The sequence below is a fragment of the Streptomyces albidus (ex Kaewkla and Franco 2022) genome (genome assembly GCF_013870515.1).
Taxonomy (GTDB): Bacteria; Actinomycetota; Actinomycetes; order Streptomycetales; family Streptomycetaceae; genus Streptomyces; species Streptomyces albidus.
On sequence record NZ_JACBXA010000058.1, the window covers coordinates 1 to 26771 of the forward strand.

The window sequence follows — 26771 nt, forward strand, 5'->3', positions numbered from 1 at the left end:
CCCAGGCGGCGCAGCACGCCGCACCGACGGCGAGGGTCAGCAGCGCGGCGGTCACACCCGAGCGTCCGTCCGGCCCGGCGAACTCGATCGCGCCGGGCAGCACCCGAGAGGACGAGGGCCCGAACAGGGCGAGGAAGACCCCGAAAAGGGCGGCACCCGCTCCGGCACCCACGGGTACCAGTGAGCCCACGATCCGTCCGGTGGCGTAGCCCGCTCCCACGGCCAGAACGGCGAGCAGCATTCCCTCGGGCCGGGCGTCCCTGCCTGCGGCGGTGATCAGTGCCCAGGCCGCGCAGGCACCGAGTATGAGCACTCCCGCGACATCCGGGGCACCGCTCTCCCGTTCCTGCACAGCGGACGACACAAGCACAGGTGACGTCATTTCCGCGACCCCCCGAGACCGGCGCATTCCGTACCGCTCCCGAAGGACCCCCGGCACGGACTGCGACTTCGCGGGACAACCGTAGTCCGTGCGGGGCGAGTTGTGGATATCTTGCGCTGGGATGATGTGATTGGTGCGAAGATGCGCGGCCGGGGCGCACGGCCCGAACACGTAGGGTCGGGATCATGGCGACACCCGAGTTCATCCGAGCGATCCGCGCAACCGCAGGTCATCAGCTGCTCTACCTGCCCGGTGTCAGCGCCGTCGTCTTCGATGACGAGGGTCGTGTGCTGCTGGGCAGACGCGCGGACAACGGACGCTGGGCGATCATCGGCGGCATCCCGGAGCCCGGCGAGCAGCCTGCCACCGCCGCGGTGCGAGAGGTGCAGGAGGAGACGGCCGTGCACTGTGTGGCCGAACGGGTCGTCCTGGTACAGGCGTTGGAGCAGCCCGTCACCTTCCCCAACGGCGACGTGTGCCAGTTCATGGACATCTGCTTCCGCTGCCGTGCCACCGGGGGAGAGGCGAAGGTCAACGACGACGAGTCGCTCGAGGTGGGCTGGTTCTCCCTCGACGCTCTTCCGGCCATGGAGGAGTTCACGGTGACCCGCATCAAGCACGCCACCGGGGACGGCCCCACCTGGTTCGAGGGCGCCGGCCAGGTCTGAGGGCGCCCTGGCCGGGGGCGCGTACGCAGGTCGGAGGGCATGTCGCCCGGCGGCGTTACGTTGGAGACGTGAGCGCCGGCACGGCGCGTGAAGGGCTCGGGGACTTCACCGGTGGACGGCCCGGACGGCATTCCCGCTGCGGGGGCCGCCGCAGGGATGCGACCCGAGGAGAAGACCATGGGCAGGAAACTCAAGCAGCTCGCCGAAGAGGGAGTGGCCCCCTGGCTGGACGACCTGAGCCGGGAGCGGCTCGCCGGTGGTGACCTGGAGCGGCTGGTCGCTGGAGAGGGCGTCGTGGGCATCACCAGCAACCCGACGATCTTCGAGAAGGCGATCGATTCGGGAGCCCGGTACGACGCGCAGGTGGCCGGCCTCTCCCGGCGCGGTATCGGCGTGGGCGAATTGGCGCGACTGCTGACCGCCTTCGACGTGCGCTGGGCCTGCGACGTGATGAGGCCCGTCTTCGAGGCGACCGGCGGCGTCGACGGGCGGGTCTCCATCGAGGTGGATCCACGGCTGGCGCACGACACGGACGCGACGCTCGCCGAGGCGCGCGCCCTGTGGTGGCTGGTGGACCGGCCGAATCTCTACGTGAAGATCCCGGCCACCGAGGAGGGCCTGGGGGCCGTCAGCGGGGCGCTCGCCGAAGGCATCAGCATCAACGTCACTCTCATCTTCTCGCTGGACCGCTACGGCCAGGTCGTCACCGCCTTCCTCGAAGGGATGGAAGGGGCGCGCGCCGCCGGACGGGACCTCGCCTCCATCGCATCCGTGGCCTCGTTCTTCGTCAGCCGCGTGGACACGGAGACCGACAACCGGCTGGACAAGCTGGGCACTTCGGAGGCTCGGGCCCTGCGCGGGCGCACCGCCATCGCCAACGCGCGGCTGGCGTACCAGCACTTCGAGCAGGCACGTGACGGTGCTCGGTGGCGAGCGCTGGCCGAGGAGGGCATGCGGCCGCAGCGTCCGCTGTGGGCTTCGACCGGGGTGAAGGACCCGTCGTTCGACGACACCCGCTACGTGGTCGAACTCGTCGCGCCGGACGTGGTGAACACCATGCCCGGCCAGACCCTGGCAGCCGTGGAGGACCATGGCCGCATCAGAGGTGACACCATCCACGGCACGTACGCCGAGGCGCAGCAGATAATCGACGACCTGGAAGTGGCCGGAGTCTCCTACCACGACGTGGTGCGCACGCTGGAGGACGAGGGCGTCACGAAGTTCGAGAACTCGTGGCGCGAGCTCTTCGGGACACTGGAGCACGAGATGCACCGCGACAGCCGGGCCATGGCCGGCAGCTGAAGGAGCCGCGGGCACGGTGGGTGCCTGCGGCGGAGGAGGGAGAGCGTCACGTGCGGGAGAGCAGCGAGCAAGAGGGCGGGGAGACGGCGTGCTGGCTGAACCAGGTGTGCGAGGAGTGCGGCCGGGTGCGTGAGAACGCCTCCCGCGGCGACTGCGAGCACTGCGGTCACGCTCCCGATACCGGCACCGACACCGACACCCGCAACGACAGCGGCAGTCGCGACGCGACCCGTTCCGCGGCCGTGCGCCGCCGCGACCGCGACCCCGAGGGCAAGGCGCGCAACGCGAGGCCCCGGGACGGGCTGGGCCGCCCGCTTCCGTACGGCCAGGAAGGCGTCGCGCGTCAGCCCGAAGGCGTGCCCCGCACCCCGGACGAAGCGCTGACGGAAGCGCAGCAACTCCTGGAGCAGGGGATGCCGTTCCACGCGCACGAGGTGCTGGAGGACGCGTGGAAGGCGTCACCCCCGCAGGAGCAGCCGATGTGGAAGGGCCTGGCCCAGCTCGCGGTCGGCATCACGCACCTCGCCCGTGGCAACAGCAAGGGCGGCGCACGCCTGGTGCTGCGTGGGGCCGAGGGCATCGAACCGTACCGGGACGACCCTCCGCACGGAGTCGACGTCGCCGGAGTGGTGGCGTGGGCGCGGGCTACCGCGGACGAGGTGAACGCGCACGACGCGGACGGGGCCGTCGTGGTCCGGCCCCCCACGCTCCGGGTGCGCAGCGCTACCTGACGCACCGTCGTCCAACCCGTACGGACGCTCCCGCAGGGCACGCTTCGTCACACCTTCCGGAAGTGATACGCCTCCTCCGCGGCCGCGGCGACCTCCTCCAGGTCCGCGCCGCCGGCGGACGCGACGACAGCAGCGATGGCACCCTCGACCAGCGGGGCGTCCACCAGCTGTGCGTTCTCCGGCAGTTCGTCTCCTTCGGCCAGCAGCACCTTCACCGTCAGCACGGCGCTGCCGAGGTCGACGAGGATGGCGACACCGGCTCCGGAGTCGACCTTGTGCGCCGCCGCGCTGATGAGTTCGGCGCTGGTTCCCAGGCCTCCGTCCGGTGTGCCGCCCGCTCCTTCGACGGGCGCACTGTCCCTGCCCGCGGCGAGGCCGACGGCGAGGCGTGCGACCGAGTCGGCGACCTCCTTGCTGTGGGAGACCAGCACGATCCCGACGCGAGGAGGTGTGTCCTGCTGCTCACTCATCGGCGACCGCCCCTGCGAGAGCGGTGAAGAGCAGCGCGGAGGATGTGGCACCTGGATCCTTGTGCCCCACACTTCTGTCGCCGAGATAACTGGCCCGTCCCTTGCGCGCCCGCATCGGAACGGTGGCCTGCGCTCCCTCGTCGGCGGCAGTACGTGCAGCGGCGTACGGGTCGGGACCCCCGGCGGAAAGCGCCTCGACGCCCGGATACAGGGCGTCCAGCATCGTCTTGTCCCCCGGGGCGGCACCGCCGAGCTGCGCGACGGCGTCGACCCCGATGCGCAGCGCGTCGGCCAGCTCTCTGCCCGTCACGCGCTCTGGATCTCCCAGCGCCTTGCCCGTTCGGCGCAGCAGCGTCCCGTAGAGCGGACCCGAGGCGCCGCCGACGCTGGAGACCAGCTGACGACCCGCCAGGACCAGCACGGCTCCCGGTGCGCCCGGGGACTCCTTGCCCAGAGCGGTGACGACAGCGGCGAATCCGCGCTGCAGGTTGCTCCCGTGGTCGGCGTCGCCGATGGCCGCGTCGAGCTCGGTGAGCACGTCGGCCTCACGCTCCACGGAGGCCGCCGCGGTGGTGAGCCAGCGGAAGACGGTACCGGCGTCCAGCTCATCGGTCAGGTCGGTCAAGACAACTCCCTTTTCACGAGGGCCGGGGGCCGGACGCCGAACGGCGACCGCTGCCCGGTCCGGTGCTCATGACTCATCCTCAGCAGCCCCAGCGCAGCGACGCCGTGCTCACCGGCGCGTCGTACAACCGCAGCATCTCCTCGTCGGCCCGGCAGATCGTCACCGAGGCACCCGCCATGTCCAGCGAGGTGACGTAGTTGCCGACGAGGGTACGGGCGACCGGCACGCGCCGCTCGTCCAGGACGCGCCGCACCTCGGCGCAGAATCCGTACAGCTCGAGGAGCGGGGTGGCGCCCATGCCGTTGACCAGAAGGAGCACGGGGCCGTCCGGGTCCAGATCGGTCAGGACGGCGTCCGTCGCGAAGTCCGCGATCTCGCCCGACGTCATCATCGGGCGCCGCTCCCGGCCCGACTCACCGTGGATGCCGATGCCCAGCTCCAGCTCACCCGCAGGCAGGTCGAAGGTGGGGCTGCCCTTGGAGGGCGTCGTGCAGGAGCTCAGGGCCACGCCGAAGCTGCGGCACGATTCCGAGACCTGACGTGCCATCGCCTCGACGCGCTCCAGCGGCGCGCCCTCCTCGGCGAGCGCTCCGGCGATCTTCTCCACGAACAGCGTCCCGCCGGTGCCGCGGCGGCCGGCGGTGAAGTCGCTGTCGGTGACGGCCACATCGTCCTGGACCAGGACCTTGCCGACCTGGATGCCCTCGTCCTCGGCCAGCTCCGCGGCCATGTCGAAGTTCAGGACGTCGCCGGTGTAGTTCTTCACGACGAAGAGAACGCCCTTGCCGCTGTCCACGGCTGCCGCCGCGCGCGTCATCTGGTCCGGGACGGGGGAGGTGAAGACCTCGCCCGGGCAGGCGGCGTCCAGCATGCCGCGGCCCACGAAGCCGCCGTGCAGCGGCTCGTGGCCGGAACCGCCGCCGGAGACGAGGCCGACCTTGTCGGCGACCGGGGAGTCACGGCGGACCACGACGCGGTTCGCCACGTCGACCGTCAGCTCGGGATGGGCGGCCGCCACCCCCCGCAGCGCGTCTGCGACGACGTTCTCCGGCACATTGATCAGCATCTTCATTGATACCTCCGAGTGAGCGTGGTCATGGCGTCTCCGGCTTGTGCGAGGCGGCTGCCGGTGGTGTGAGCCACCCGTACGGCCCGTCGCCCCCGACTGCCCGTCAGGGGCGTCGCGGCCCTCCGCGCGGCGGTGTGCGACGGCCCTCGACGTCGAGGGCCGTCCCGCCTCGTGGCATCCGAGATGACCTGGGCCGACTGCACACCTACAGCCTGCCGCACCGGGCCGCCGCTGCCGAGATCCGCGCGGTGTTCCCCGCAGGGTTTCGCCGGGGTGCGCGTCCGTCGGTGGTGGAGAAGGGAGTGCATGAGCCGCATCAGCCCAGTTCGAGGCTGGTGACGCCGAAGACGCATTCCGATCGCACCGAAGGAGCCGTTCCGGCGTACATGCGGACGGTGCCGGAGCCGGGTTCGAGGCCGCGGGAGGTGGCGAGCGAGACCGCCGCCTCGTGGGTCTCGGGGATGTCGATACAGACCTCGTCGTCGGGGCCGAGGTGCGCGGTGAGCGCGTCGAAGAGGGCCTCGGCCACCTGCGCGTCGTCGGCGAAGAGCGGGCCGATGCGGTGTCCGTTCCGGGCCGGGCGGATCACTCCGTAGCCGGCGATCCCGCCCGCCTCCTCGAAGACGTACGCGGAGTGGCCGGGCGCGGTCAGCCACCGCTCGAGGAAGGCGGACCGGGAGGCGGGGAAGCACTGCCGGTCGTAGGCCGCGATCCTCTCGAGCTGATCCTCCTTCAGCTCCGTCACGGCCGTGACGGACGGGGAGGGGGCGCCGGGCTCGGTGGGACGTCCCGCGTAGCGGCCCGTCCGGTAGGCGGGTGTGAAGCCGGAGCGGCGGTAGGTCTCCTCCTGAGCGGGCACGGCGTCCAGGCCGATGGTCCGGCCGCCGGCGTGCGGTACCGCCTCTCGCCAGGTGGTCATGCCGTGGCCGTTGCCCCGGTGGCCGGGGTCCACCAGGTAGTAGCCCAAGAACGCGAAGTCGTCGGAGTAGTTGACGACCGAGACGGCCGAGACGGGGCGTCCGTCGATGCGTCCGAGGAAGAACCCGGCGGGGTCGGTGGGGTGGAAGCAGACCGTATCGCCCAGGCCCGGGTTCCACTGCTCCTCGGCCGCCCACTCCTCCACCTGGAGCCATTCCGCCGACGAGGCGCGGGTGACGCCGAGTTCACCCGGGCCGTCGCCGGGGGCGGTGCCGTGCGCCGCCTCGCCGGACGCCGGTGAGGCGGCCGGGGGCGTGGCATCGGTGGGGGAGGGCTGATACGGGGCGTCGTCGCCGAGGGGATTCATGCCTTCTGTTCGTCCTTTCCCATTGGTGCAGGTGCGGCCCGGGCACTTGGAGGGCGCGGGCCGCGTCATGCCTTACGACCGGTCAGATCAGGTCCATAGCGGCGACTTCGTCGGGACGGCCGTAGCTGACGGGGCCCTGGAAGCGCCTCCGCGCCGTGGCGAACCACCACACCGTGGCGATGATCAGAACCACAGCGAGGGCGACGGGCGCGTAGTTGAACGTGGTCGGTGTGATCGGCCAGGCGTGCGGAAGCATGAACAGCACGTTGCTGACGAGGATCCAGGTCACGGCCAGGGCGCCGATCGGCTTGCCCCAGCGGCCCAGGTGCCACGGGCCGGGCTCGAAGTCGTTCAGGCGCAGACGCAGGTAGATGGGCACCGCGTAGGCGAGGAAGAGACCGACGACGTTGACGCTGACGATCGCGGTGAACGCGGTCGCGTCCCACCAGCCCGGGATCACCAGTACCAGGGAGCACGCCGCGGCGAGCCACACAGCCTTGACGGGCGTACGGGTGCGCGAGGAGACCGAGTGCCACCAGCGCGAGCCGGGCATGGCGCCGTCGCGGGAAAAGGCGAAGATCTGCCGGGTGTTGCTGGTCATGTTGGCGAGGCCGCAAAAGAGCATCGCGCCGATCACGATGAGCAGCAGGAGTTTGGCGGTGCCCATGCCGAGCGCGTCGATAAGAATCTGCACCGGCGGTGCGTCAGCGGCCGCCTCGGCCCGGTAGTCGCGGATGGAGTACACCAGAGCGAGCATCAGGATCAGGCCTGTGATCGCGGAGTAACCGATCGCACGCATGATGCCACGGGGCGCGTTCACCGTGGCCTGAACGGTCTCTTCGGACATGTGGAAACTGCCGTCGAAGCCGGTAAACGTCCAGCTGGTGACGAGCAGACCCAGCATCCCGCCGTAAATGGCGCTCTCGAAACCGGTGTTGTTCGCGAAGTGGGTCACGAACGAAGCCGACTGGTGTTCCGAAGGCATCACTGTGAGTGCTGTAACGATCACCACCAATCCGATGATCAGCCACCACACGGAGATGCGGTTCAGGACGGCCACGAGCTGGACCGTGTAGGTGTTGGCGAGGCCCTGGAGCAGCAGGATCGCAGCGGTGATGAGGACCGTCCGCTGGCCTGTGACCTCGTAGGACGGCCACTGCATCGCGATGAACGCCTGGATGAACGTGGCAGCGGCGTACCCGGTCGCGGCGGTACCGCCCACCTGGCCCACGAAGTTGAGCCACCCCGTGTACCAGGACCATGCGCCCTTATGGGTTTTGGCGAGCTTTCCCGCCGAGAAGTAGAGAGCGCCGCTCGTGGGATATGCGGACGCGATCTCGGCCATCGACGCACCGATGAACAGCACCATCACCGATACGCCTATCCAGCCGAAAACGAGAACGGCCGGCCCACCCGCATTCATCCCGAAACCGAAGGAGGAGAAGATTCCGGAGATGATGTTGATGATGGTGAAGGAGATGGCGAAATTGTCGAACGCACGGAAACGACGGGTGAGTTTGCGGGGATAACCCATCGCGTGCAGTGTCGCGTCGTCGTCGAGCGCGACCGGCGCTTCTCGCTGTCGATTCCTCGTTCGTGCGAGAAAAGCGGAGTCGGACACAGTGGAACCTTTCTGGTGGGGACAGCGGTGAAAGCTCGGTGCGGGAAAGCGGCCGGCGCGCCTGTGACGGGCCCCTGCCACGGAAGGGGCGAAGCCTGCCACAGGCGCCCGCGGTGCGGCCCGTCGGGTCAGCGGGAGTCGGGCACCGGCAGGCCGCAAGCGAGCCTGGCCTTGCTGAGTTGCTCCTCGGGCTCGCCCATCACGCTCCAGGGCATCCGCGACGCGTACGGGCCCATGGCTGCGAAGACCGGCCGGGCCTCGAACTCGCACTGGCCCATGAGCAGCGCGTGCGCCAGGTAGGCCAGGTCGAGGACCGGGGTGAACTCGTACTCGGCCACCTGCGGCAGCCAGTGCTGGTAGGCCCCCAACGCCGTGGCCTTCCACTGGGGTTGCTCCCAGGTGCGGTTGGACAGGAGCGAGGAGGGGTCGTGCTCCTCGACCAGGGCGACCAGCGGCAGCAGGCGCAACGGCGAGGACGTGGGCGCCCGTTGGCCGAGGAAGGCGGCGACGTCCCATGCGGCGTTGGACGATCCGCCGTTGCGGGCGAAGAAGAAGGACAGGAAGCGGTGGTGCGCCTCGCGGTGCCAGGGATCGAGCCGGAGGATGTGTGAGAAGAGCGTCCAGGGCCCCGGGGGAGCGGTCAACAGCCCCTGCGGTGCCGGGTCGCGGGGACGCTGGAGTCGTGCGAGCGTCAACTGCGTGACCCAGGGCGTCGGATCGCGGGGGGCCATCAAGGCCGCGCGCTGGCAGGCCGCGAACGCTATGCGGCCCAGGTCCCCGGCGTGCCGGTCCTCCCCGTCGGCGGCGCGAAGGGCCCGGAGGGCGGCCACCCGGGCCCACAACAACGCCGATTCCCTGCCGGGTTCTTCGGCCAGCCAGCGCTCCGCCAGATCGGAGTCGGCTGCTTCGGAAGCCAGTACGAGTGAACGGTGGGCGCGCAGGCCGAAGTCGCGCCGTGCGTCCTTCAGTGCCTCGTGCGAGCTGAGGTAGCGGCCTGCTCGTACATCCACACACGCCCGCGCCAACTGACGGTCATCGGCCGCCGGGTGCCACACGTACTGCCCTTCAAAAAAGCCAGCGGTCATGCTCTCCTGCCGATTCTGCCGTCTCTGTCGATGCCGCCCGCATGTACACAATTCGGGCAACCCGAATTCGACCGGAACACACTCCGATGCCCGGCAGCAACGCACACCCTACTCAGCGTCATGACGGACCGGAACCACTAATCCGTATCGCTCCGGTTTCGCTTGCCCTTTTCTCCCCGTTCCGCCCCCGGCTTTGCCGGTCGACGGGCCGTGGCGTATGTGCTGAGCATATGTCAGCTCATCGCTTGAGGAATTTCGCTGTGGCCCAACTGTCGTCGGCCGACGGTGAGATGGGTCGCGAGAGAGGCGTTCCCGGATGCTCGGAACTGCACGTCGAGATGATCCTGAGAGCGGTACGGAGGAAGGCTTGTTCGAACAACGTGGCGCGGAATGCCGGAAGTTGAGAAGCGAACAGTCTCTCTCGATCCTTGCGTTGAGAACGATTACATAAAGCGCAGAGCCGTGGTTCTCCGGGGAGAACCACGGCCCGAGTCGCGTCAGGAGACGCCGGCCGGATCGCCCGTCAGGGGATCGGGGGAACGGTCGGCCCCTCCTGGGCCAGCAGGTCCCGGGCGAACTGCTCCCACTGCGCGTACCGGTCGGGGAACGCGGAGCGCTGGACGGCCTGGCAGACCTCGCCGGGTGGCATGGTCTCCCAGCCCGTGATCTGGATCAGCCCGGGGTTGCTGCCGAACGGCGCCACACCGTAGAAGGACTTGGACGAGGTGGGGACGTCGGTGATCTGCTCCGGCGTGCCCCAGCCGGTGCTCGGGCGCTGCTGGAAGATGCCCAGGGAGTCGTGGTCCACGGGCGTCGTGTAGTTGACGAACTTCGACTCCTGCATGGCCGTCATCAGGGCGATGACCTGGCCCTGCTCGGGTATGTTCGCTCCCTTGCCGACGCCGATGACGGTGCGGGCGTTGGCGAGTTCCTCGGGGCCCAGGTCCGCCGGGCTCGCGAACACCTTGCGCAGTTCGGAGTCGGGCGCCTGCTGCAGCTCCTTCGCCGTCGACTTGTCGACGGAACCCGTCGTCCTGAGCCCGTGCTTCGCCTGGAACCACTTCAGGCCGTGGCCGGAGTCCTCGGCGGACGCGCCGGCGGCGGGCTCGGCCGTGGACGCCAGGGCGCCGCCCGGTACGAGGAGCATGGTCCCCGCGGCGAGAAGTGCTGCGGCTGCCGTGGCTGTTACTCGTGACTTGTGCAAGTTGATCGCCTCTCCCGTTACAGCGGTTGGTGCGGTGGTCTTGCGCTGTGTGCCGGTGATCCGCCCCGATGGCTGCACTTGCGGGTCGCGCTTCCGCCGGGGGGTCAGTCCGGGGTGTGCACGAGGCATACGTACGAGCCGCCCCTCCCGTATGACACCGCGGACTGTGATCCACGCCACGCCGCACCCCGCGAGGGCCGCTTGATCACAAGAACCCGCCCGTACTGGTAGTTTCCGGGCGGAACGGCTTGAGGAGGCCCGCGCATGCAGGAGTTGGCGGCGCCGCTGTGGGACGTGCACAACAATCAGGGGCTTCGTCAGATCGGCGAACTCGCCCTGGCGCTGGTGCTCTCCACGCTCATCGGCTGGGAGCGGGGCGCGCGGCAGAAGAGCGCGGGACTGCGCACCCATGCGCTGGTGGGCATCGCCAGCACTCTGATGATGCAGATCTCCCAGTACGGCTTCAGCGCCGTGCTCGGCACGGAGGACATCTCCTTCGACCCGTCCCGTGTCGCCTCACAGATCATCGCCGGCATCGGCTTCATCGGCGGCGGCCTCATCTTCGTACGCCGCGACGCCGTGCGGGGCCTGACCACCGCCGCCACCGTGTGGCTCACGTGCGCCGTCGGCATGGCCTGCGGCGGAGGGCTCGCGGTGCTGGCGGTGGCGACCACGGCGATGCACTTCGTCGTCATCCTCGGGTATCCGCCTCTCGCCGCCCGGCTCTCGGCCGGGCCCACGCCGGTCCAGTCGACGCTCCGGATGCGCTACCGCACCGGAGCCGCACTGTTGCCGCAGTTGATGGAGATGTGCACGAGCCGCGGATTCCGCATCCTCTCGGTCAAGGTCGACAAGCTGCCGCGGCCGCCGGAGGAAGATGAGGAGACGGAGTCGTCGGGCACCCTCGTCCGGGGCGGGGAGTCCGCGCGCGTGCTGCTCAGCCTGGAGGGCACAGCAGACGTGCGGAAGCTCGTCTCCGAGATGTTCCAGACCGAAGGAGTGCTGGGCATGGACCTCCTCCAGGAGCCCGATCTCGACGAGTGATCCTGTGCGGGACGCGCGGAACGTGTTACCAAGAGGCATGCCAGCTGCCCCCCGCAACGCCGCCGCTCACGACGCCGTCATCGTCGGAGGCGGCCACAACGGACTCGTCGCCGCCGCCTATCTCGCCCGTGCCGGGAAGAGTGTCCTCGTCCTGGAACGTCTGGACCACACAGGTGGAGCCGCCGTCTCCACCCGCCCCTTCCCAGGGGTCGACGCCCGGCTCTCCCGCTACTCCTACCTCGTGAGCCTGCTGCCGCAGCAGATCGTCGACGATCTGGGGCTGAGCTTCGCCGTGCGCAAGCGGGACGTCTCCTCGTACACGCCCACCGTGCGCGACGGAAAGCCGACCGGACTGTTCGTGGGCGGGGGCACCGCCCGCACGCGGGAGTCGTTCGCCCAACTCACTGGAGGCGACCGGGAGTTCGAGGCGTGGGAGAGCTTCTACGAGATGACGCAGCGCGTCGCCGAGCGCGTCTTCCCGACCCTCACCCAACCCCTGCCCGGCCGCGCGGAGTTGCGTGAGCGGATCGGTGAGGACGCGGCCTGGGAGGCGCTGTTCGAGCGGCCCCTGGGCGAGACCATCGAGGAACGCTTCACGGACGATCTCGTACGGGGCGTCGTGCTCACCGACGGCCTCATCGGCACCTTCAGCCACGCGCACGACCCGTCACTCCTGCAGAACCGCTGCTTCCTCTACCACGTCATCGGTGGAGGAACCGGCGACTGGGACGTGCCTGTCGGCGGGATGGGCGCACTCACCGACGCCCTCGCCGACGCCGCCCGCGCCGCGGGCGCGGAGATCCGCACAGGCCACACCGTGAGCCGCATCGACACCGACGGCACGGCAGCCGAGGTCCACTACCGCACGGAGGACGGCGAGGGCAGCGTGCCGGCCCGCCGGGTTCTGGTGAACGCCTCGCCCGACGCCCTGAGCGACATGCTGGGTGAGGCGCCGCCTGCCTACACCTCCTCCGCTGCCGGCTCACAGCTGAAGGTCAACATGCTGCTGCGGCGTCTCCCGCGGCTCAAGGACACCTCCGTGGACGCGCGCGAGGCCTTCGCCGGCACGTTCCATGTCGCCGAGGGCTACGAGGAGTTGGCCGACGCGCACCGGCAGGCGGAGCGGGGGGAGCTGCCCCGCGTACTCCCCTCGGAGCTGTACTGCCACTCACTCACCGACCCCTCCATCCTCGGCCCCGAAATCGCCGCCCAGGGCTACCAGACGCTGACGCTCTTCGGGCTGCTAACGCCGCCCGAGTGCTTCGCGGGCAGCGGCGCTGACGAGGACGCGTTGCGGGAGAGGGCACTGGCCAGGACCGTCGCCGAATTCGAACGCCACCTGGGTGAACCCCTCGCCGACTGCCTGGCTCTCGACGCCGACGGAAAGCCCTGCATCGAAGCCAAGACCCCGCAGGACCTGGAGAAGGAACTGCGGCTGCCGGGCGGGAACATCTTCCACGGCGACCTCTCCTTCCCCGTCTCCGGTGAGGACACGGGGCGTTGGGGCGTCGAGACGGCACACCCCAACGTGCTGCTCTGCGGTGCGGGAGCCGTACGAGGCGGAGGGGTGAGCGGCGTGGCCGGACACAACGCGGCGATGGCCGTGCTGGAGGCAGACGGATAGGGCACCGTGCGGTGCCTTCCCCCGGCTCGTGGTGCGCGCCATGATGATCCGCGACCGGCGGGCGTCCGCCCGCTGCCATGCCGTCAGCTTTGAGGAGGCACCTCAGTGGCCGGGCTGTGGAGTACACAGGGCGCGCTGCGCCGCAAACCCATCGAGCACATCGCGGAGACCGAGGGCGGCTCCGGCGAGCAGCTGACCCGGGTGCTGAGCCTGTGGCAGCTGACGGCCATCGGCGTCGGCGGCATCATCGGCGCGGGCATCTTCACCCTCGCCGGAACCGTCGCCAACGGAACCGCAGGCCCGGCCGTCCTGGTCTCCTTCCTCATCGCCGGCATCGCCAGCGCCGCCGCCGCTCTCTCCTACGCCGAGTTCGCGGGACTCATCCCGAAGGCGGGCTCCGCGTACACCTACGGATACGCGGTACTGGGGGAGATCGGCGGCTGGTTCATCGGCTGGGACCTGCTGCTGGAGTACACGGCGATCGTCGCGGTCGTCGCCATCGGCATCTCCGGCTACTTCTCCTTCCTGGTGCAGGAGGCCGGGGCGGACATCCCCGCCTGGATGCTGGGGGCGCCGGGTACGGGGGAGGGCCATCACGTCGACCTCTTCGCGGCGCTGCTGTGCCTGCTGATCGCATTCCTCCTCAACCGCGGCATGAAGAGCGCAGCCCGCTTCGAGACCGTCGTGGTCGTGCTGAAGGTGCTGGTCGTCCTGCTCGTCGTCGCGGTGGGCTTCTTCCACATCAAGACCGCCAACTACGAGCCCTTCTTCCCCTTCGGCGTCTCCGGGGCGTTCACCGGGGCGGCGACGGTCTTCTTCGCGGTCTTCGGGTACGACGCGATGAGCACGGCGGCGGAGGAGTCCAAGGACTCCCAGCGCCACATGCCGAAGGCGATCATCTACTCGCTCGCGATCTCGATGGTCCTGTACGTGCTCGCCTGTCTCGTGCTGACGGGGATGCAGGACTTCCGCCAGGTCGACAAGGAGAGCGGATTCTCCACCGCCTTCAAGTCGGTCGGGCTCTCGGGCGTCGCCGACATCGTCGCGGTCGGTGCCATCATCGGCATCCTCACCGTGATGTTCACCTTCATGCTGGGCGTCACCCGGGTGTGGTTCTCGATGAGCCGTGACGGCCTGCTGCCCAAGTGGTTCGCCAAGACCCACCCCACGCGCCACGTCCCCACGCGCGTCACCTGGATCGTGGGTGTCGCGTCCGCGGTGATCGCCGGCTTCATGCCGATCGAGGAGGCCGCGGAGCTCACCAACATCGGCATCCTCCTGGCCTTCGTAGTGGTGTGCGTCGCCGTGATCGTTCTCCGCTATCGCCGCCCGGACCTCCCGCGCACCTTCCGCACCCCCTGGATGCCTTTCGTGCCGGGCCTCGGCGTTGCCGCCTCCCTGTGGCTCACGACGTTCCTGACGGCCGTCACCTGGATCCGGTTCGGAGTCTGGCTCGTCATCGGCCTGATCATCTACTTCGGCTACTCCTACCGCCGCTCCGAGCTGGCACGGCCGCGGCCGCCGCAGGTGGGGAAGCAAGGGGAGTGAGACCGGCGCCCCGGCGGCCACCGCTGCCGGGGCGCGACACGTCGCCCAGAAGTGGCGGGCCGCCGGCGCCGAGACAGGGGCCTGCCGACGGCGGGTACGCCCTGCCCGAAGTCCGGTTCGACTGCCTCCACTTCCACGCGGAATCGCTGCTCACCTGCGACAGGCGTGGCTCCGCCGTGCACACCGGCAGCCGCTGACAGTTTCTCGCGGCACGGTGCCGGACACCCGTAGAGTGATTGTTGAAGAACAAAGCACTTCTGCAGGAAGGTCCGTGATGGCTGAGCCCGAGGGAACCACGTTGGAGACACTGCGTACCAGGCGGGAGACGCTGCGAACGCGTTATCTGCGCGGCGTTTCCCAGCGGCCCGCCACCACCGCCCGCGGCGTCCACCACGTGGCGTTCATCTGCCGGGACGTGGAGGAGACCATCCGCTTCTACCAGGAGCTGCTCGGCTTCCCCCTCGTCGAGGTCGTGGAGAACCGCGACTACCGGGGTTCGACCCACTTCTTCTTCGACATCGGCAACGGCAACCTGCTCGGGTTCTTCGACTTCCCCGGCCACGATCACCCGCCGTTCGCCGAGACCGTCGGCGGGGTGCAGCATCTGGCGATCTCCATGGAGGAGGATGCGCACGCGGCGGCGCGCAGCGCACTGGACGCAGCAGGCATCGAATACGCGGGCCCCGATCGCGGCGTGGAAGAGAGCCTGTATCTGCGCGACCCCAACGGCGTGCCCGTCGAGCTGTACTGCGAACGCCTGGGGATCTTCAACGGTCACGAGATCGTCTGAACGTACGGCCGTGCGGATGCCGGGATCCGTCCGCACCGTGTGCGTAAATTGCAAGGCCCTGTCCGGCGGCCGTCAGTGCTCGATACGCTGGCCGCCGGACGACGAAACGGGAGGAACGCACGTGGCCGAGCGCACCATGACGAGCACGGCGAGCAGGCCTGACCTCGATCTGACGAACGCCCGCTGGCAGTCGGGTACCCAGGAGATGGGCGGCGTGGAGATCGCTTTCGTCGAGGGCTACATCGCCATGCGGAACGGCCGCACCCCGGAGATCCCGGCGGTGATCTTCTCGCCGGGGGAGTGGAACGCGTTCGTGCTCGGTGCGCGCAACGGCCGCTTCGACCTCACCTGAAAGAGGCCGCGGGCACGGCGCCTTCAGCCGGCACTCGAGCCGACTCCCGCAGCGACGACGGCGGTTCGTCCCGGGTGATCACCCGGGATCGTCGTTGCCCTGCGGCGCCTTCGAGTTTCGGCAGCTCCGGTCAGATCAGCACCACACATCCACGTTCGGCCAGCGTCCGTACGCCCGGCTCGTGTTCGTCGAGGCCGCTCCAGCGCAGATCGAGCTTCTCCAGCGAGGGCAGCTGAGCGATCCGGTCCGGGAGCCGCCGCAGGGGGTTGCCGCGCAGGTCGATCTGACGCAGCAGTGGCAGCTCGCAGAGTTCGTCCGGCAGCTCGCGAAGGGCGTTCTCCCGCAGGTCGAGGTGGCGCAGGGCCCTGCATCCGCCGACCGAACGGGGCAGCGTCGTCAGCGAGTTGCCCCGCAGCCACAGCTCCCTCAGGGATGTCAGCGCGCCGAGCGATGCCGGGAGCCGCGTGAGCCTGTTGTGCTGCGACCTCAGTTCCACGAGCCCGCTCATGGCACCCAGTGACTCCGGGAGTTCGGTGAGCCGGTTCTCGCCGACGTTCAGGTAGCGCAGCCGCGTCAGCCGGCCCAGCGACTCGGGCAGCCGCGTGAGCCTGTTGTCGTGCAGGTAGAGGAACCGGCTGAGACCTGTCAGCTCGCCCAGCTCCTCCGGAAGTTCGGTGAGGCAGTTGTGTCCCAGGTCGAGGGTGTGGAGCTGCTGAAGCTCTCGTGTGCGGGCGGGCACCCGTGTCAGATCGTTGTCCGCGAGGATCAGCACGCGCAGCCCCTGCCGCTGCCACACCTCCTCGGGTACACGGCCCAGGTGGGCCCGCCACAGGTTCAGCGTCGTCGGTGTGCTCCGCTCATCCGGGTCCGTCATCGCAAGAGCATGGCAGCGGTGAAGGAACCATGTCCGTGCTGAGGCGCCCCGGAGGCGACGCCGGACGGGGCACGTACCATGGCCGCATGTCGTTCCTCCGCCGTCGCAGTGCGTCCGTTCCCGCAGGTCCGGACTTCGACGTCCTGGCCATGGACCCCACCGACTGGCCCGGCAACCTCGGTGCGGGCCTGCTGCCCGCGCCCGACGGCACCTGCCAGGGTGTCTTCCTCCGCTACGACCTCTTCGGCGGCCGCGGCCCGGCCATGATCATCGGCAATCTGCCTGAGGGCTCGTCGGCCCGTGAGGTCACCGGCAGCCAGGTGCCGTTCGAGGTGGCGCAGCTGCTGTCCGCGCTGGAGAACGACGAGCCGGTCGAGGTCAGGGGTGTCGAGGACGACCCGGTGATGCACGAGGACAACCTGCTGATCGTGCGCCGCGTGAAGTGCTCCGAGGAGCGCATCTCGTGTGTGCAGTTCGACCGCAGCGACGGCGTCCTCGTCACCATCGCGAGCTGGGACCGCCCCATCACGAGCGATCTGTACGCGCTGCTGAAGCCGCTGCCCGCGGAGATGTTCCAGCAGTAGCTCTCTGCCGTCACGGTCCGACGGACTGACCGCCGCCCCTGTCGCGGCCACGCATCCGCTCCCGTCCACGGCACCGGCAGCGCAGTCGCTGTCAGTGGTGCGGTGCAGGGTGTGGGGATGGAGCCTTCAGAGACTGTTCAGATCTTCTGGGACCGCATGCAGGACCGGGACTGGGCGGGCGTCGGCGAGTTGCTGGCAGACGACGTGGTCGTGGAGTGGCCGGTCAGCGGTGAACGCATCCTCGGCCGCGAGAACTACGTGCGTATCAACTCGGAGTATCCGGAGGGATGGTCGATCGACGTCCTCCGCATCCTGCCGTCCGGAAGCGAAGTCGTCGTATCCGAGGTCGAGGTCCCTCACGGCACGATGGGTGTCCACCGGGTGGCGTCCTTCTGGACCGTTCACCACGGCCTGATCACCAGCGGTCGCGAATACTGGACGGAGCTCGGGGCGGACCCCTCCCCTGCGTGGAGGGCCCCCTATGTCCAGCGCATTTGAAGCCGCCGCCCCGTGGCCCGCCGCCTGCACCGGGAGCGGGGCCACCTGCATCCGCAAGTGAACGGATGGGCCCCGCGCACACGCGACAAGGGGCCCGGCGCAGGCGCCGGGCCCCTTGTCGTGCGTACTGACAATCGCCTACGAGGAGGAGCCGACCACCCGCACGTCGTCCGCCTTCACGAAGGCCACCCGGTGCCCGAGCTGGATCTGGTAGTACGTGAGGTCGCCGCGCACCACCTTGAACTTCTCCGCTTCCGGGTCGAACTCCTTCGCGTAGAGATACTCCCCACGCGTCTTGAGGCCGGCGACGTACTTCTGCCCCTTCGTGATCTTGTACGGCAGGGGTGACAGCGCCTGTGCGGGCACGCCCTCGGGATACGCCGCCTCCTCCGGGTACGCACGCCCGTAGACCGGGATCTCGGCCGTTCCGTCCTTGGGCGTGACCAGCTTCCCCCGAGCCGGAACGGCGGTGGGCCGGTCCTTCGGGTTGTGGAACCAGGCCTTCTGGCCGAGGTACCAGATCGCCGTCCACTCACCCTTGCGGTCAGCGACCGCGTACTGCTGACCGGTGCTGGCGCGCGCGCCCGTGTCGTTGACGCCCGTGGTCGACTCCCCGCCCCCGGGGCGCAGTCCGACGTCCTTCACCAGCGCGGAGCCGGCGTCGGGTGCGGTGTGCAGCCGCACCGCGCCCGACCCGTGCGCCGGGCACGGGTCGCCGGAGTCGTCGCACTTGGTGTAGGTCGGCTGGTGCTCGGCGTAGTCGGGCCGGATGGTCACCGTCGCGCTTCGCTGCGTGCCCTTCGGGGCGAAGGGCTTGCCGAGCAGCTTGAAGTAGTGCTGCCAGTCGAAGTACGGGCCGGGGTCGGTGTGCATGCCCGGGATGTTGGCGGTGGTCACGCCCGGGATGTTGTCGTGGCCCAGGACGTGCTGCCGGTCCAGCGGGATGTCGTACTTCGCCGCCAGGTACTTCACCAGCCGCGCCGAGGAGCGGTACATCGCCTCCGTGTACCAGGCGTCCGGATCGGTCAGGAAGCCCTCGTGCTCCAGGCCCACCGACTTGGCGTTCACATACCAGTTCCCGGCGTGCCAGGCGGCGTCCTTGCCGCGCACGTGCTGGGCGATGTGGCCGTCCGAGGAGCGCAGCGAGTAGTTCCAGGACACGTACGTGGGGTCCTGGATCAGGTCCATCACGGTGTCCCAGGCACCCTCGGTGTCGTGCACCACGATGTAGTCGACGGAGGCAGAGCCGGGGCGCTTGGCCTTGTCGTGGTTGCCGTAGCTGGGATTGCCCTCGTCGTCGGTGTACTCCTCGTACGGGGCCGGGAGCCACTCGCAGGAGACGCTCCGCGGGCACTCGGGCTTCTCACCGGCGGAGCGAAGCGTCTTCCGACTCCCGTCGGCCTGCGCCTCGTCGGCCTTCAGAGCGGGATCGGCTTCGAGGGTGAGGCGCTGCCCGCTGTCCGTGGTGCGCCGCTCGCCCGAACGCACCACGTCGAAGACGTCGTTCGCGAACGCGGCGCCCGTCCCGCGTTCGGACGCGGCCGGATAGGAGGCGACCGCACCGAACCAGTCCGCCGGATCGGAGCTGAGCGGCCGGCCCAGCTTCTTCTGTGCCGCGGCCAGCAGGGCTGCACCGCCCCGCACGTTCGCCGCCGGAGACTCGCGCAGCTGCTTCTTCGAAAGCCCCGTCAGCTTCGCCGCGCGTCCGGCCGTGCGCAGACGGGCCGGCAGCTTGCGCACGTCGAGTGCCTTCGTGTCGGCAGCCGCCCTGCGTGCCGGACGTGCCGTGTCACCGCGGGCGTCCTCCGAGGAGTCGTGACCGGCATGCCCGGATGCGCCGGCGAGCGCCGTACGGGCGTCGGTCAGATGCATCGGGCCGTAGCCGCCGGAGACGCTGGGCGCACCGTCGTGTGCGTCCCAGCGGGACTGAAGGTAGGAGACACCGAGGAGCACGCTCTGCGGCACCCGGTACTCCTTCGCCGCGTCGGCGAAGTTCTGTTGCAGCTCGGAGGTGTCGCGCTGTTCGGCGGTCGCGTACGGACCGGAGGCGACCAGCGGGACCAGGAGCGCCGTGGCGGTGGCACCGACGGCCGTGGCCCACAACGTGCGGGAGCGGCGGCTCTTGAGAGCGGGACGGCTGAGGATCTTTCGTGCGAGACGTCTGAACGGGTCGGGGGCGTCGGGAACGGAACCGGGCGATCCAGGCAATGCGGCCTCCTCGGTCTGGGCTCGTCGCATGCGGCGGGCGCGATCAGGCCTCAGAGGTATCGGTTGTCCGACCATCCGTCAATGCAAGCACGGTGGGAGGAAGTCGCACGTCAGCGTGGTTCGTTCGGGTCGCGGGAGCTGATGCCGCCCCGGCCTGCGGGTCGTCACCGGTCCAGACCGGTGACGACCCGCAGGCCGCCGCCCCGTGGGTGCGACTCTCATCAGGGGTCAGCGCGTGCCGACAGCCGCCCGGACCGCACGGCGTGCCACGCCGCAGTCGTCGTGCAGCCGCCGCAGGAGCAGCCGTTGCTCCTCTCCGACGGCCATGGCACCGGGCCGCTCCTGAGCCGTTCCCGGCGCCGCGGGCTGTGCGGGCTCCCGCATGGTGCGCTGGACGGCGTTCTCGTACGCACGGATCTCGCGCGTCAGCACGAGCATCAGGTTCACCAGGAACGAGTCCCGGGCGGCAGGCCCCTGCGCCTGTGCGAGCTGGCTGATCTGCCGTCGCGCTATCGGTGCGTCACCGAGAACCGACCACAGCGTCGCCAGGTCGTACCCGGGCAGATACCAGCCCGCGTGCTCCCAGTCGACGAGGGCCGGACCCGCGGGGGCGAGGAGCACGTTGGTGAGCAGCGCGTCCCCGTGGCAGAACTGCCAGGGCGTACCGCCACCCGAGCCGTGCGCGTGCGCGATCCCGTGCAGCAGCTTCTGCAGGTCGCCCAGATCACGGTCCGTCAGCAGCCCCTGCTCGTGGAAGCGGTTGAGCCGGCCCGGGTAGTCGATCGGCCGCTCGAACACCGGGGCCGGCGGCTGCCACATGTTGATCTTGCAGACGGCGCCCAGGGCGGCTCGCAGGTCGGCGCGGGGAGGCGCGTCGAGGAGGTGGCGCCGCAGCGCCGCGACCCGTCCGGGCATCCGCTCGATCACCAGCACGCACTCGTCCGGATCGGCGGCCACCAGCCGTGGCACCCGCACGGGCGGCCTGTGGCGAACGAAGGAGCGGTAGGCCTCTATTTCGTGCCGGAAGCGCTCGGTGAACTCGGGGGTCCGGTCCACGAGGCACTTGGCGACGACCGCGTTGCGCCCGGCCGTGCCCGCCACGAGTAAGCAACGGCCCACGCGGCGCAGCACCTGGACCGGATGGAACTCCGGGCAGATCCGGTGGACCGAAGCGATCGCCGAACGCAGCTGAGCACCCTGTGGGCCGGACAAGTCCAGTCTCCCGCTGACGGATTGAGATCCGATTCCGCTCGCGAGCCGCCCCTTCGCGGTGCCCGTGCGCCCGGCGGCCGCTCTCGCGGAAGCGGAGGGGACCACCGGGGAACCGCCCGCATAGGGCGGATTGCCGAGCGGGCGCAACGGTGCCGACACGGAGGACGTCGCTGGATGCATGGTGAGCAGGGTCCCTTCGTGCGCCGACGGGTTGTCGCGCCGACCGGCCGCCGGTTCGGCACACATCCTGGGGAATGCGAACCGGACCGGACCAGGCCGGAGTGGCGCGTGCCTACAGGACACCCGGGCGCACGGGTGGCACACCATCTGGCGGACCCTGGCGAACCCTGGCGAATAGTCGCAGGGCCGTTGAGCGGGGGTTACTGTCAACTCAGCCGAGAACCTGGGGGCTTGACGTGACCAAGGGACCCAACACCCGTCTCGCGGATCTTTTCGGCCTCGCCGGATGGTCCAAGGGCGAGCTCGCGCGGCTCGTGAACCGGCAGTCGGTGGCCATGGGCCACACGCAGCTGGCGACCGACACCTCGCGGGTGCGGCGTTGGATCGACATGGGGGAGACCCCGCGCGATCCGGTGCCGAAAGTGCTGGCGGCTCTTTTCACCGAGCGACTCGGCCGTGTCGTGACCATCGAGGACCTCGGGTTCAGCAAGCCAGGGCAAGCAGCCAGACGGCAGCAGTCCGGACTGGACGGGTTGCCGTGGGCGCCCGACCGTACAGCCGAGGTCCTCACCGAATTCACGGGAATGGACCTCATGCTCAACCGACGCGGCTTGGTGGGCGCGGGTGCCGCGCTCACCGCAGGATCTGCACTCAGCACGGCCATGTACAGCTGGCTCCGTACCGAACCGGCCCCCGTGGCCGGCATGTTCAACACCGGCGCATCCCGCTACGCGGACCAGGCGTCCTTCGACCGCTACGACGCGGCCCCCGTCGGGTCGCAGGAGATCGAGGCGCTCGAGCACTCGGTGGAGGTGTTCCGCGCCTGGGACGCGGCGCGTGGCGGCGGACTCCAGCGCAAGGCGGTGGTCGGCCAGCTCAACGAGGTGGGCGGCATGCTCGCCTACCACCATCCCGACCGTCTCCAGCGCCGGCTGTGGGGTGTGGCGGCCAATCTCGCGGTGCTCGCGGGGTGGATGTCGCACGACGTGGGGATGGAGCCCACGGCTCAGAAGTACTTCGTCATCGCGGCCCATGCCGCGCGTGAAGGCGGCGACAAACCCCGGGCGGGCGAGGCCCTTTCGCGCGCGGCGCGTCAGATGGTCCACCTCGGGCGACCCGACGACGCACTCGATCTGATGAAGCTGGCCCATGCCGGCTCCGGTCAGGAGACCCTTCCCCGCACGCGGGCGATGCTCCACACCATCGAGGCGTGGGCGCAGGCGTCGATGGGGCACGGACAGCAGATGCGGCGGACGCTCGGCGAGGCCGAGGAGCTGTTCGCGTCGGACAAGGGCGATGTGCCGCCGCCCAGTTGGATGCAGATGTTCGACGAGGCAGACCTTCACGGCATGGAGGCGCTGGCCTTCCGCACGCTCGCCGACCACGAGCCGGCCGCCGCGGGCGCGGCGGAACTCCACGCCAAGCGTGCCCTGGAGCTGCGGGCGAAGGAGCGGCAGCGTTCGAAGATCTTCGACTGGATCTCGCTGGCCTCCGCCTACTTCATCGCCGACGAACCCGAGCAGGCCGACCGCTACGCGCGGCTCGCCCTGGTCAGCATCGGGGAGAACTCCTCACACCGCACATGGGACCGGCTGCGTGAGATGTACCGGCTGACCGGGCAGTACGCCGGCCACGCCGCAGTCGCGGACCTGCGGGAGGAGATCGAGCAGGCGATGCCCAGGCAGTCCCGGCCGGCCCGGCTTCCCAAAGGCGCGTCGCTGCGCAGGATCTGAGCGGCCTTCGGGGCCGGGCCGGTACACGGAGCGGGGCGGCGGTACGTCCGGCCGTGCCGGGCGGCGGTCAGCGCCGGTGCAGATAGCGCTCGGCGACGACGGTCGGGAACTCCATCGGCGTTCCCCGCTCCAACGACCGTGCCAGGCGCAGGTATTGCGCGTGGGTCCAGGCCAGCGGCGTGGCCGAAGCCGTGCCGGTGCCCGGTCGCACGCGCGGGGCCGGCGGCCTGTCGTCCCACACCTGCTCGGGAAGCATCAGCGTGTCACCGGCCGTGCAGGTCATGTCGCGCAGCCGTCCGGCCGCCGAGTGGGAGTCTCCGCAGAGGAGTTCGTACTCCCCGCGCTCGCCGGAGAAGATCGGCCACGCCCGCCCGTACGTCTTCTTCACCTCGGGCCGGTCCACGGTCCAGGGCTTTCCGCTGGGCTGCTCGCCGTAGCCGTCGCCGCTGTAGCGGTACCAGTGACGGCCTGAGGGGGTGTCCACGGAGATCTCGCGGTCCACGACGGCCACGGAGTTGCGGATCACCGGGTCGTCGACGGACTTGACGCCCAGGCGTACGAGCTCGAGGAAGCCCGCGTCGAGGACCGTGCGCTGGTCGACCGGGTCGGGGTTGTTGTTGCCGAGTTCGTACTCGGCTCCCGAGTCGGGCTTCCCGTTCTTGGTGAGGCGCAGGTAGTAGGGCTCGGAGGAGTGCGGTCCCTTGGTGGTCACCGTCCAGCCGTCCAGCGAATCCCGCCACTTGTCGGCGGCCTCGAGGTATCCGGATGCCTCGGCGCCCTGCCCGCCGCGCTGCATGAGGTCGGCGAGACAGACGAAGCCGGCGATCACGGAGGCGATCGTGGAGGGCGAGTAGCCGGACTGCTCCTCCCAGCGCTCCTGCTGGCTGAAGGGTGCCTTGTATCCCTCGTCGCTCTTGAAGCCGAGGATGTACTCGGCGCCTCGCCTGAGCTGCTTCAGGGTCTTCTTGTCGTGCCGATCCAGGAGCCAGGCGAGGAGCATCGGCGCGGCCGTCTCGTCCAGCTGGATGTTCGTCCACACGGTCGTGCCGTCGACCTTGCAGTTCTGCGCCCAATGCCCGTCGCTCTGCTGGGTCTTGAGCAGGTAGTCCATCGCCCGGCTCGCCCCGTCGTAGTCGCCGGCGGCGAGCAGCCCGGTGCCTATGTGGTACAGGTCGCGAGGCCAGACCAGGTGGTAGGGGCCGGTCTCGGGGACGATGTGCCGGTCCGTGCCGAACGCCCAGGGCATCGACGGGGAGGCGATGTACGCGCCGGGGTTCCGCTTGTCCTCGCTCGCGGCCAGCATCACGATCGAGGACGTGTAGAGGGCGTGGCCGGACGCGCCGTTCAGACTGCTCGGCGCTTCGGAGAGGCTGCCCAAGTAGGCACGCCAGCCCGCGTCGTACGCGCGGGACGCCGCACGGAATCCCGTCCTCAGAGAGCGCCGCGCCGCCTTGACCGCATCGCCGGCCTCCTCGCCGAAGCCCACCACGACCGTCTGACGTGAGCGTGCGCGGCCGTCCATCCGGAGCCTGCCCACCTGCACCACGTTCCCGGGGCCGGCGGTGGCGTAATGGTGCTTCAGGCGGCCGTTGTTCTCGCGGAGTTCGGTCCAGCCGTCGTTCACACCGAGGTAGCCGACGGTGGACTCGGCGAAGCCGCCCTCGGCCAGCAGGGCACTGGCCGCGTGCTTGTCCTCCGCGACCAGCGCACCGTCCTGCGGGAAGGCACGGTCGTCGTTGCCCTCACCCGAGAGCGACGGGTCGTGCAGCACGAACACCTGCAACGGCGCTCCGGTCTGCGAGCGGACCTCGACATCGATGAGGACGCTCGCACGCTCGGGGTCCGTGACGTACTGCGTGACGGCACACCAGCCCTTGCCCCAACTGGTCTGCCGGTAGCCCGGAACGCCTTCCTGGCCGGTCAGTTCGGTCCGGGACTCCACGTCGCTGAGGCGCTCGACGAACGTCTTCCCGTCGGTGATCACCAACTGCGTCTGACGGCTGGCCGGCGTGCTCAGATCCGGGAAATACGTCTCGCTCATCCGGCCGCCCTGGAGCGTGAACCAGACGGGGCTCTGCTTCGTACGAGAGGTCCCGAAGCCCACCTTGTCGGCCGGGGCGTAGCCCGCGTCCGCGCCCGGACCTCCCGGTGCCTCACCGGACGCCTTCTCGGCCTTGCCGCCGGCCTCGGCGGCCCGGGCCGTGGCGGCCAGCGGCACCGGTGCGGCCACGGCCGAGGCTCCGACCAAGGCGGCTCGCAGGAAGTTCCGACGGGAGTTGGTACGCACGCACGTCCTCCAGTTGAGGAGAGGAGCCGGCAAGGGGCCCGCAGAGATGAGTTCACCACGTGAATTCGTTTGGTCCGACGATCACGTCACGAGTGAGCGAAAGCCTCTCCGCGGGAGGCTCCGGCGTCAAGAGAGAGGCAGGTGACTCCAAAGAATGAACGCACACGGGCGTTTTGAGCCTTCGCATCCCACATGCGGGGCGCGCCGCCCGCGCCCGAAGAGGCGGTCAGCTGCTGACGCGCGCGATCAGCACGCAGGCGTCGTCCTCGCGCTCGCGGTCGCCGAACTCCTCGACGACGGCGCGCACACACTCCTGTGCGGTGTGGGCGGCGGCGAAGCGCCCGGCGAGACCGAGCAGGCGCTCCGAACCGGTCGGCGGTTCGTCTCCCGTGGCGTCCAACCGGTCGCTGCGCGGGGCGAGTCCGTCGGTGTGGAGCACCAACAGGTCGCCGGGCTGCAGCAGTTCGGTGCGCTGCCCGTACGCGGCCCCGGACGTCGCCCCGAGCAGTACGCCCTCGGGCCGGTCCAGAAGCCTTCCCGTGCCGTCGCGGAAGAGCAGCGGGGCGGGGTGCCCTGCCTGCGACCAGGTGAGCGCGCGGTCGCTCGGCCGGTACCGGCAGCACACCGCGCTGCCCAGAGCCGGCTGGGCGGCGGAGTCGAGAAGCTGGTTGAGGTGGCCCATCAGAGCGCCCGGCTCCACACCTGCCACCGCCATGCCGCGTACCGCTCCCAGCAGCATGGCCATCCCGGACGTGGCCGCGACGCCGTGCCCGGTGAGGTCGCCCGCGGACAGCAGCGTGGCCCCGTCAGGCAGCTCCAGTGCGTCGTACCAGTCGCCGCCGATCAGGGCGCCGGTCGCGGAGGGGAGGTAGTGGGAAGCGAGATCGAGGGTGCTCTCGGAGCGGCCGCCCGTCTGCGGAAAGCGCTGCGATCCGCGCCACGGCGGCAGCACGGACTCCTGCAGCTCGACCGCGACCCGTCGCTCGGTCTGCGCGGCGTGCCGCTCGTGGCGTACCGACTCGCGGGTCTCGCGCACGGTCAGTTCACTGCGGCGCAGCTCGCTCACATCGCGGAGGACCGCCCACATCGACGCCGTCCCGCCGTGGTCGTCGAGGACCGGCTCGCCCAGCAGATGGAGGCTGCGCACCGCCCCGTCCGGACGCATGATCCGGAACTCCCGGTCGATGGGACGCCCGTCGACCAGGCAGTCGGTCACGGCGGACGCCAGCAGGGGCTGGTCGTCGGGAAGGACCCAGGAGGGAAGCTCGTCCAGGGAGAGGGGGCCCTCCTCCGCGGAGCGCCCGAAGATGCCGTACAGCTCTTCGGACCAGGACACCTCATCGGTCAGCAGATTCCACTCGGCGCTGCCCGCACGGGCGGTCATGAGGCGGGCGT

Annotated in this window: 23 protein-coding genes and 1 pseudogene; 11 read left to right on the forward strand and 13 right to left on the reverse strand. The window is 69.9% G+C overall.

Annotation, left to right across the window (positions count from 1 at the left end; all coding sequences use genetic code 11):
• Positions 1–364, reverse strand: a pseudogene (locus H5J26_RS12080) (O-antigen polymerase); the annotation flags it as partial.
• Positions 365–567: 203 nt separating this feature from the next.
• Here H5J26_RS12080 and H5J26_RS12085 point away from each other — a divergent pair.
• The 3 genes from H5J26_RS12085 (at position 568) to H5J26_RS12095 (ending at position 3083) form a co-directional block, all read left to right on the forward strand.
• Positions 568–1050 (forward strand): NUDIX hydrolase, encoded by a 483-nt coding sequence (locus tag H5J26_RS12085; RefSeq protein ID WP_181765805.1) that lies wholly within the window; start codon positions 568–570, stop codon positions 1048–1050.
• A 177-nt stretch (positions 1051–1227) separates the two neighbouring features.
• Positions 1228–2352, forward strand: coding sequence for a transaldolase (gene tal, locus H5J26_RS12090; protein WP_181765806.1), 1125 nt, complete (start codon positions 1228–1230; stop codon positions 2350–2352).
• A 50-nt stretch (positions 2353–2402) separates the two neighbouring features.
• Complete coding sequence (locus tag H5J26_RS12095; protein ID WP_419183784.1) at positions 2403–3083, forward strand: DUF309 domain-containing protein; 681 nt, start codon at positions 2403–2405, stop codon at positions 3081–3083.
• 47 nt (positions 3084–3130) lie between these two features.
• On the opposite strand, the gene dhaM is transcribed toward H5J26_RS12095, so the two are convergent.
• The 7 genes from dhaM to H5J26_RS12130 form a co-directional block, all read right to left on the reverse strand.
• On the reverse strand, positions 3131–3553 hold the full coding sequence (gene dhaM, locus H5J26_RS12100) for a dihydroxyacetone kinase phosphoryl donor subunit DhaM (RefSeq protein WP_181765807.1): 423 nt from the start codon (positions 3551–3553) through the stop codon (positions 3131–3133).
• Positions 3546–4178 carry a dihydroxyacetone kinase subunit DhaL gene (gene dhaL, locus H5J26_RS12105; RefSeq protein ID WP_419183785.1) on the reverse strand — a complete coding sequence of 211 codons (633 nt, stop codon included), beginning with the start codon at positions 4176–4178 and terminating at the stop codon, positions 3546–3548. The genes dhaM and dhaL overlap by 8 nt, the downstream gene beginning before the upstream one ends.
• Before the next feature lie 79 nt (positions 4179–4257).
• Positions 4258–5250 carry a dihydroxyacetone kinase subunit DhaK gene (gene dhaK, locus H5J26_RS12110; protein ID WP_181765808.1) on the reverse strand — a complete coding sequence of 331 codons (993 nt, stop codon included), beginning with the start codon at positions 5248–5250 and terminating at the stop codon, positions 4258–4260.
• 313 nt (positions 5251–5563) lie between these two features.
• Positions 5564–6532: a GNAT family N-acetyltransferase gene (locus tag H5J26_RS12115; protein WP_181765809.1), complete on the reverse strand. Its 969-nt coding sequence runs from the start codon at positions 6530–6532 to the stop codon at positions 5564–5566.
• An 82-nt stretch (positions 6533–6614) separates the two neighbouring features.
• Positions 6615–8066 (reverse strand): amino acid permease, encoded by a 1452-nt coding sequence (locus H5J26_RS12120; RefSeq protein ID WP_181765810.1) that lies wholly within the window; start codon positions 8064–8066, stop codon positions 6615–6617.
• A 215-nt stretch (positions 8067–8281) separates the two neighbouring features.
• A complete protein-coding gene (locus H5J26_RS12125) occupies positions 8282–9238 on the reverse strand; it encodes a hypothetical protein (RefSeq protein WP_181765811.1) in 957 nt (318 codons plus the stop codon).
• Between the two features lie 523 nt (positions 9239–9761).
• The gene (locus tag H5J26_RS12130; RefSeq protein ID WP_235980650.1) at positions 9762–10385 is read right to left on the reverse strand and encodes a peptidoglycan-binding protein; all 624 of its coding nucleotides are present in this window, start codon (positions 10383–10385) and stop codon (positions 9762–9764) included.
• Positions 10386–10706: 321 nt separating this feature from the next.
• On the opposite strand from H5J26_RS12130, the gene H5J26_RS12135 reads away from it, so the two are divergent.
• The 5 genes from H5J26_RS12135 to H5J26_RS12155 all read left to right on the forward strand — a co-directional run bounded on the left by H5J26_RS12135 (position 10707) and on the right by H5J26_RS12155 (position 15800).
• A complete protein-coding gene (locus tag H5J26_RS12135; RefSeq protein WP_181765812.1) occupies positions 10707–11486 on the forward strand; it encodes an MgtC/SapB family protein in 780 nt (259 codons plus the stop codon).
• Between the two features lie 37 nt (positions 11487–11523).
• On the forward strand, positions 11524–13110 hold the full coding sequence (locus H5J26_RS12140; RefSeq protein ID WP_181765813.1) for a phytoene desaturase family protein: 1587 nt from the start codon (positions 11524–11526) through the stop codon (positions 13108–13110).
• 105 nt (positions 13111–13215) lie between these two features.
• A complete protein-coding gene (locus tag H5J26_RS12145) occupies positions 13216–14658 on the forward strand; it encodes an amino acid permease (protein WP_181765814.1) in 1443 nt (480 codons plus the stop codon).
• Between the two features lie 274 nt (positions 14659–14932).
• A complete protein-coding gene (locus tag H5J26_RS12150) occupies positions 14933–15448 on the forward strand; it encodes a VOC family protein (RefSeq protein WP_181765815.1) in 516 nt (171 codons plus the stop codon).
• A 136-nt stretch (positions 15449–15584) separates the two neighbouring features.
• Positions 15585–15800: a DUF397 domain-containing protein gene (locus tag H5J26_RS12155; protein WP_181765826.1), complete on the forward strand. Its 216-nt coding sequence runs from the start codon at positions 15585–15587 to the stop codon at positions 15798–15800.
• 130 nt (positions 15801–15930) lie between these two features.
• Here the strand turns inward: H5J26_RS12155 and H5J26_RS12160 are convergent, their stop codons facing one another.
• Positions 15931–16674: a leucine-rich repeat domain-containing protein gene (locus H5J26_RS12160; protein ID WP_181765816.1), complete on the reverse strand. Its 744-nt coding sequence runs from the start codon at positions 16672–16674 to the stop codon at positions 15931–15933.
• 86 nt (positions 16675–16760) lie between these two features.
• Between H5J26_RS12160 and H5J26_RS12165 the strand changes: the two genes are divergently transcribed.
• Together H5J26_RS12165 and H5J26_RS12170 are read left to right on the forward strand one after the other, a co-directional pair.
• Complete coding sequence (locus H5J26_RS12165; protein ID WP_181765817.1) at positions 16761–17258, forward strand: hypothetical protein; 498 nt, start codon at positions 16761–16763, stop codon at positions 17256–17258.
• Positions 17259–17375: 117 nt separating this feature from the next.
• Positions 17376–17756, forward strand: a complete 381-nt coding sequence (locus H5J26_RS12170) for a nuclear transport factor 2 family protein (RefSeq protein WP_181765818.1) — start codon at positions 17376–17378, stop codon at positions 17754–17756.
• Between the two features lie 138 nt (positions 17757–17894).
• Here H5J26_RS12170 and H5J26_RS12175 read toward each other — a convergent pair whose 3' ends face one another.
• Entirely contained in the window at positions 17895–19964 is a 2070-nt protein-coding gene (locus H5J26_RS12175) for an N-acetylmuramoyl-L-alanine amidase (protein WP_419183786.1), read from the reverse strand.
• A gap of 228 nt (positions 19965–20192) precedes the next feature.
• Positions 20193–21356, reverse strand: coding sequence for an aminoglycoside phosphotransferase family protein (locus H5J26_RS12180; RefSeq protein WP_181765820.1), 1164 nt, complete (start codon positions 21354–21356; stop codon positions 20193–20195).
• A 236-nt stretch (positions 21357–21592) separates the two neighbouring features.
• Here H5J26_RS12180 and H5J26_RS12185 point away from each other — a divergent pair, with 236 nt between their 5' ends.
• Positions 21593–23089, forward strand: coding sequence for a hypothetical protein (locus tag H5J26_RS12185; protein WP_181765821.1), 1497 nt, complete (start codon positions 21593–21595; stop codon positions 23087–23089).
• A 67-nt stretch (positions 23090–23156) separates the two neighbouring features.
• Here the strand turns inward: H5J26_RS12185 and H5J26_RS12190 are convergent, their stop codons facing one another.
• Together H5J26_RS12190 and H5J26_RS12195 are read right to left on the reverse strand one after the other, a co-directional pair.
• Entirely contained in the window at positions 23157–25376 is a 2220-nt protein-coding gene (locus H5J26_RS12190) for a glycoside hydrolase family 15 protein (protein ID WP_210771245.1), read from the reverse strand.
• Positions 25377–25602: 226 nt separating this feature from the next.
• Positions 25603–26771, reverse strand: a 1169-nt coding sequence (locus H5J26_RS12195; protein ID WP_181765822.1) for a PP2C family protein-serine/threonine phosphatase, incomplete at its 5' end; no start/stop codon positions are given.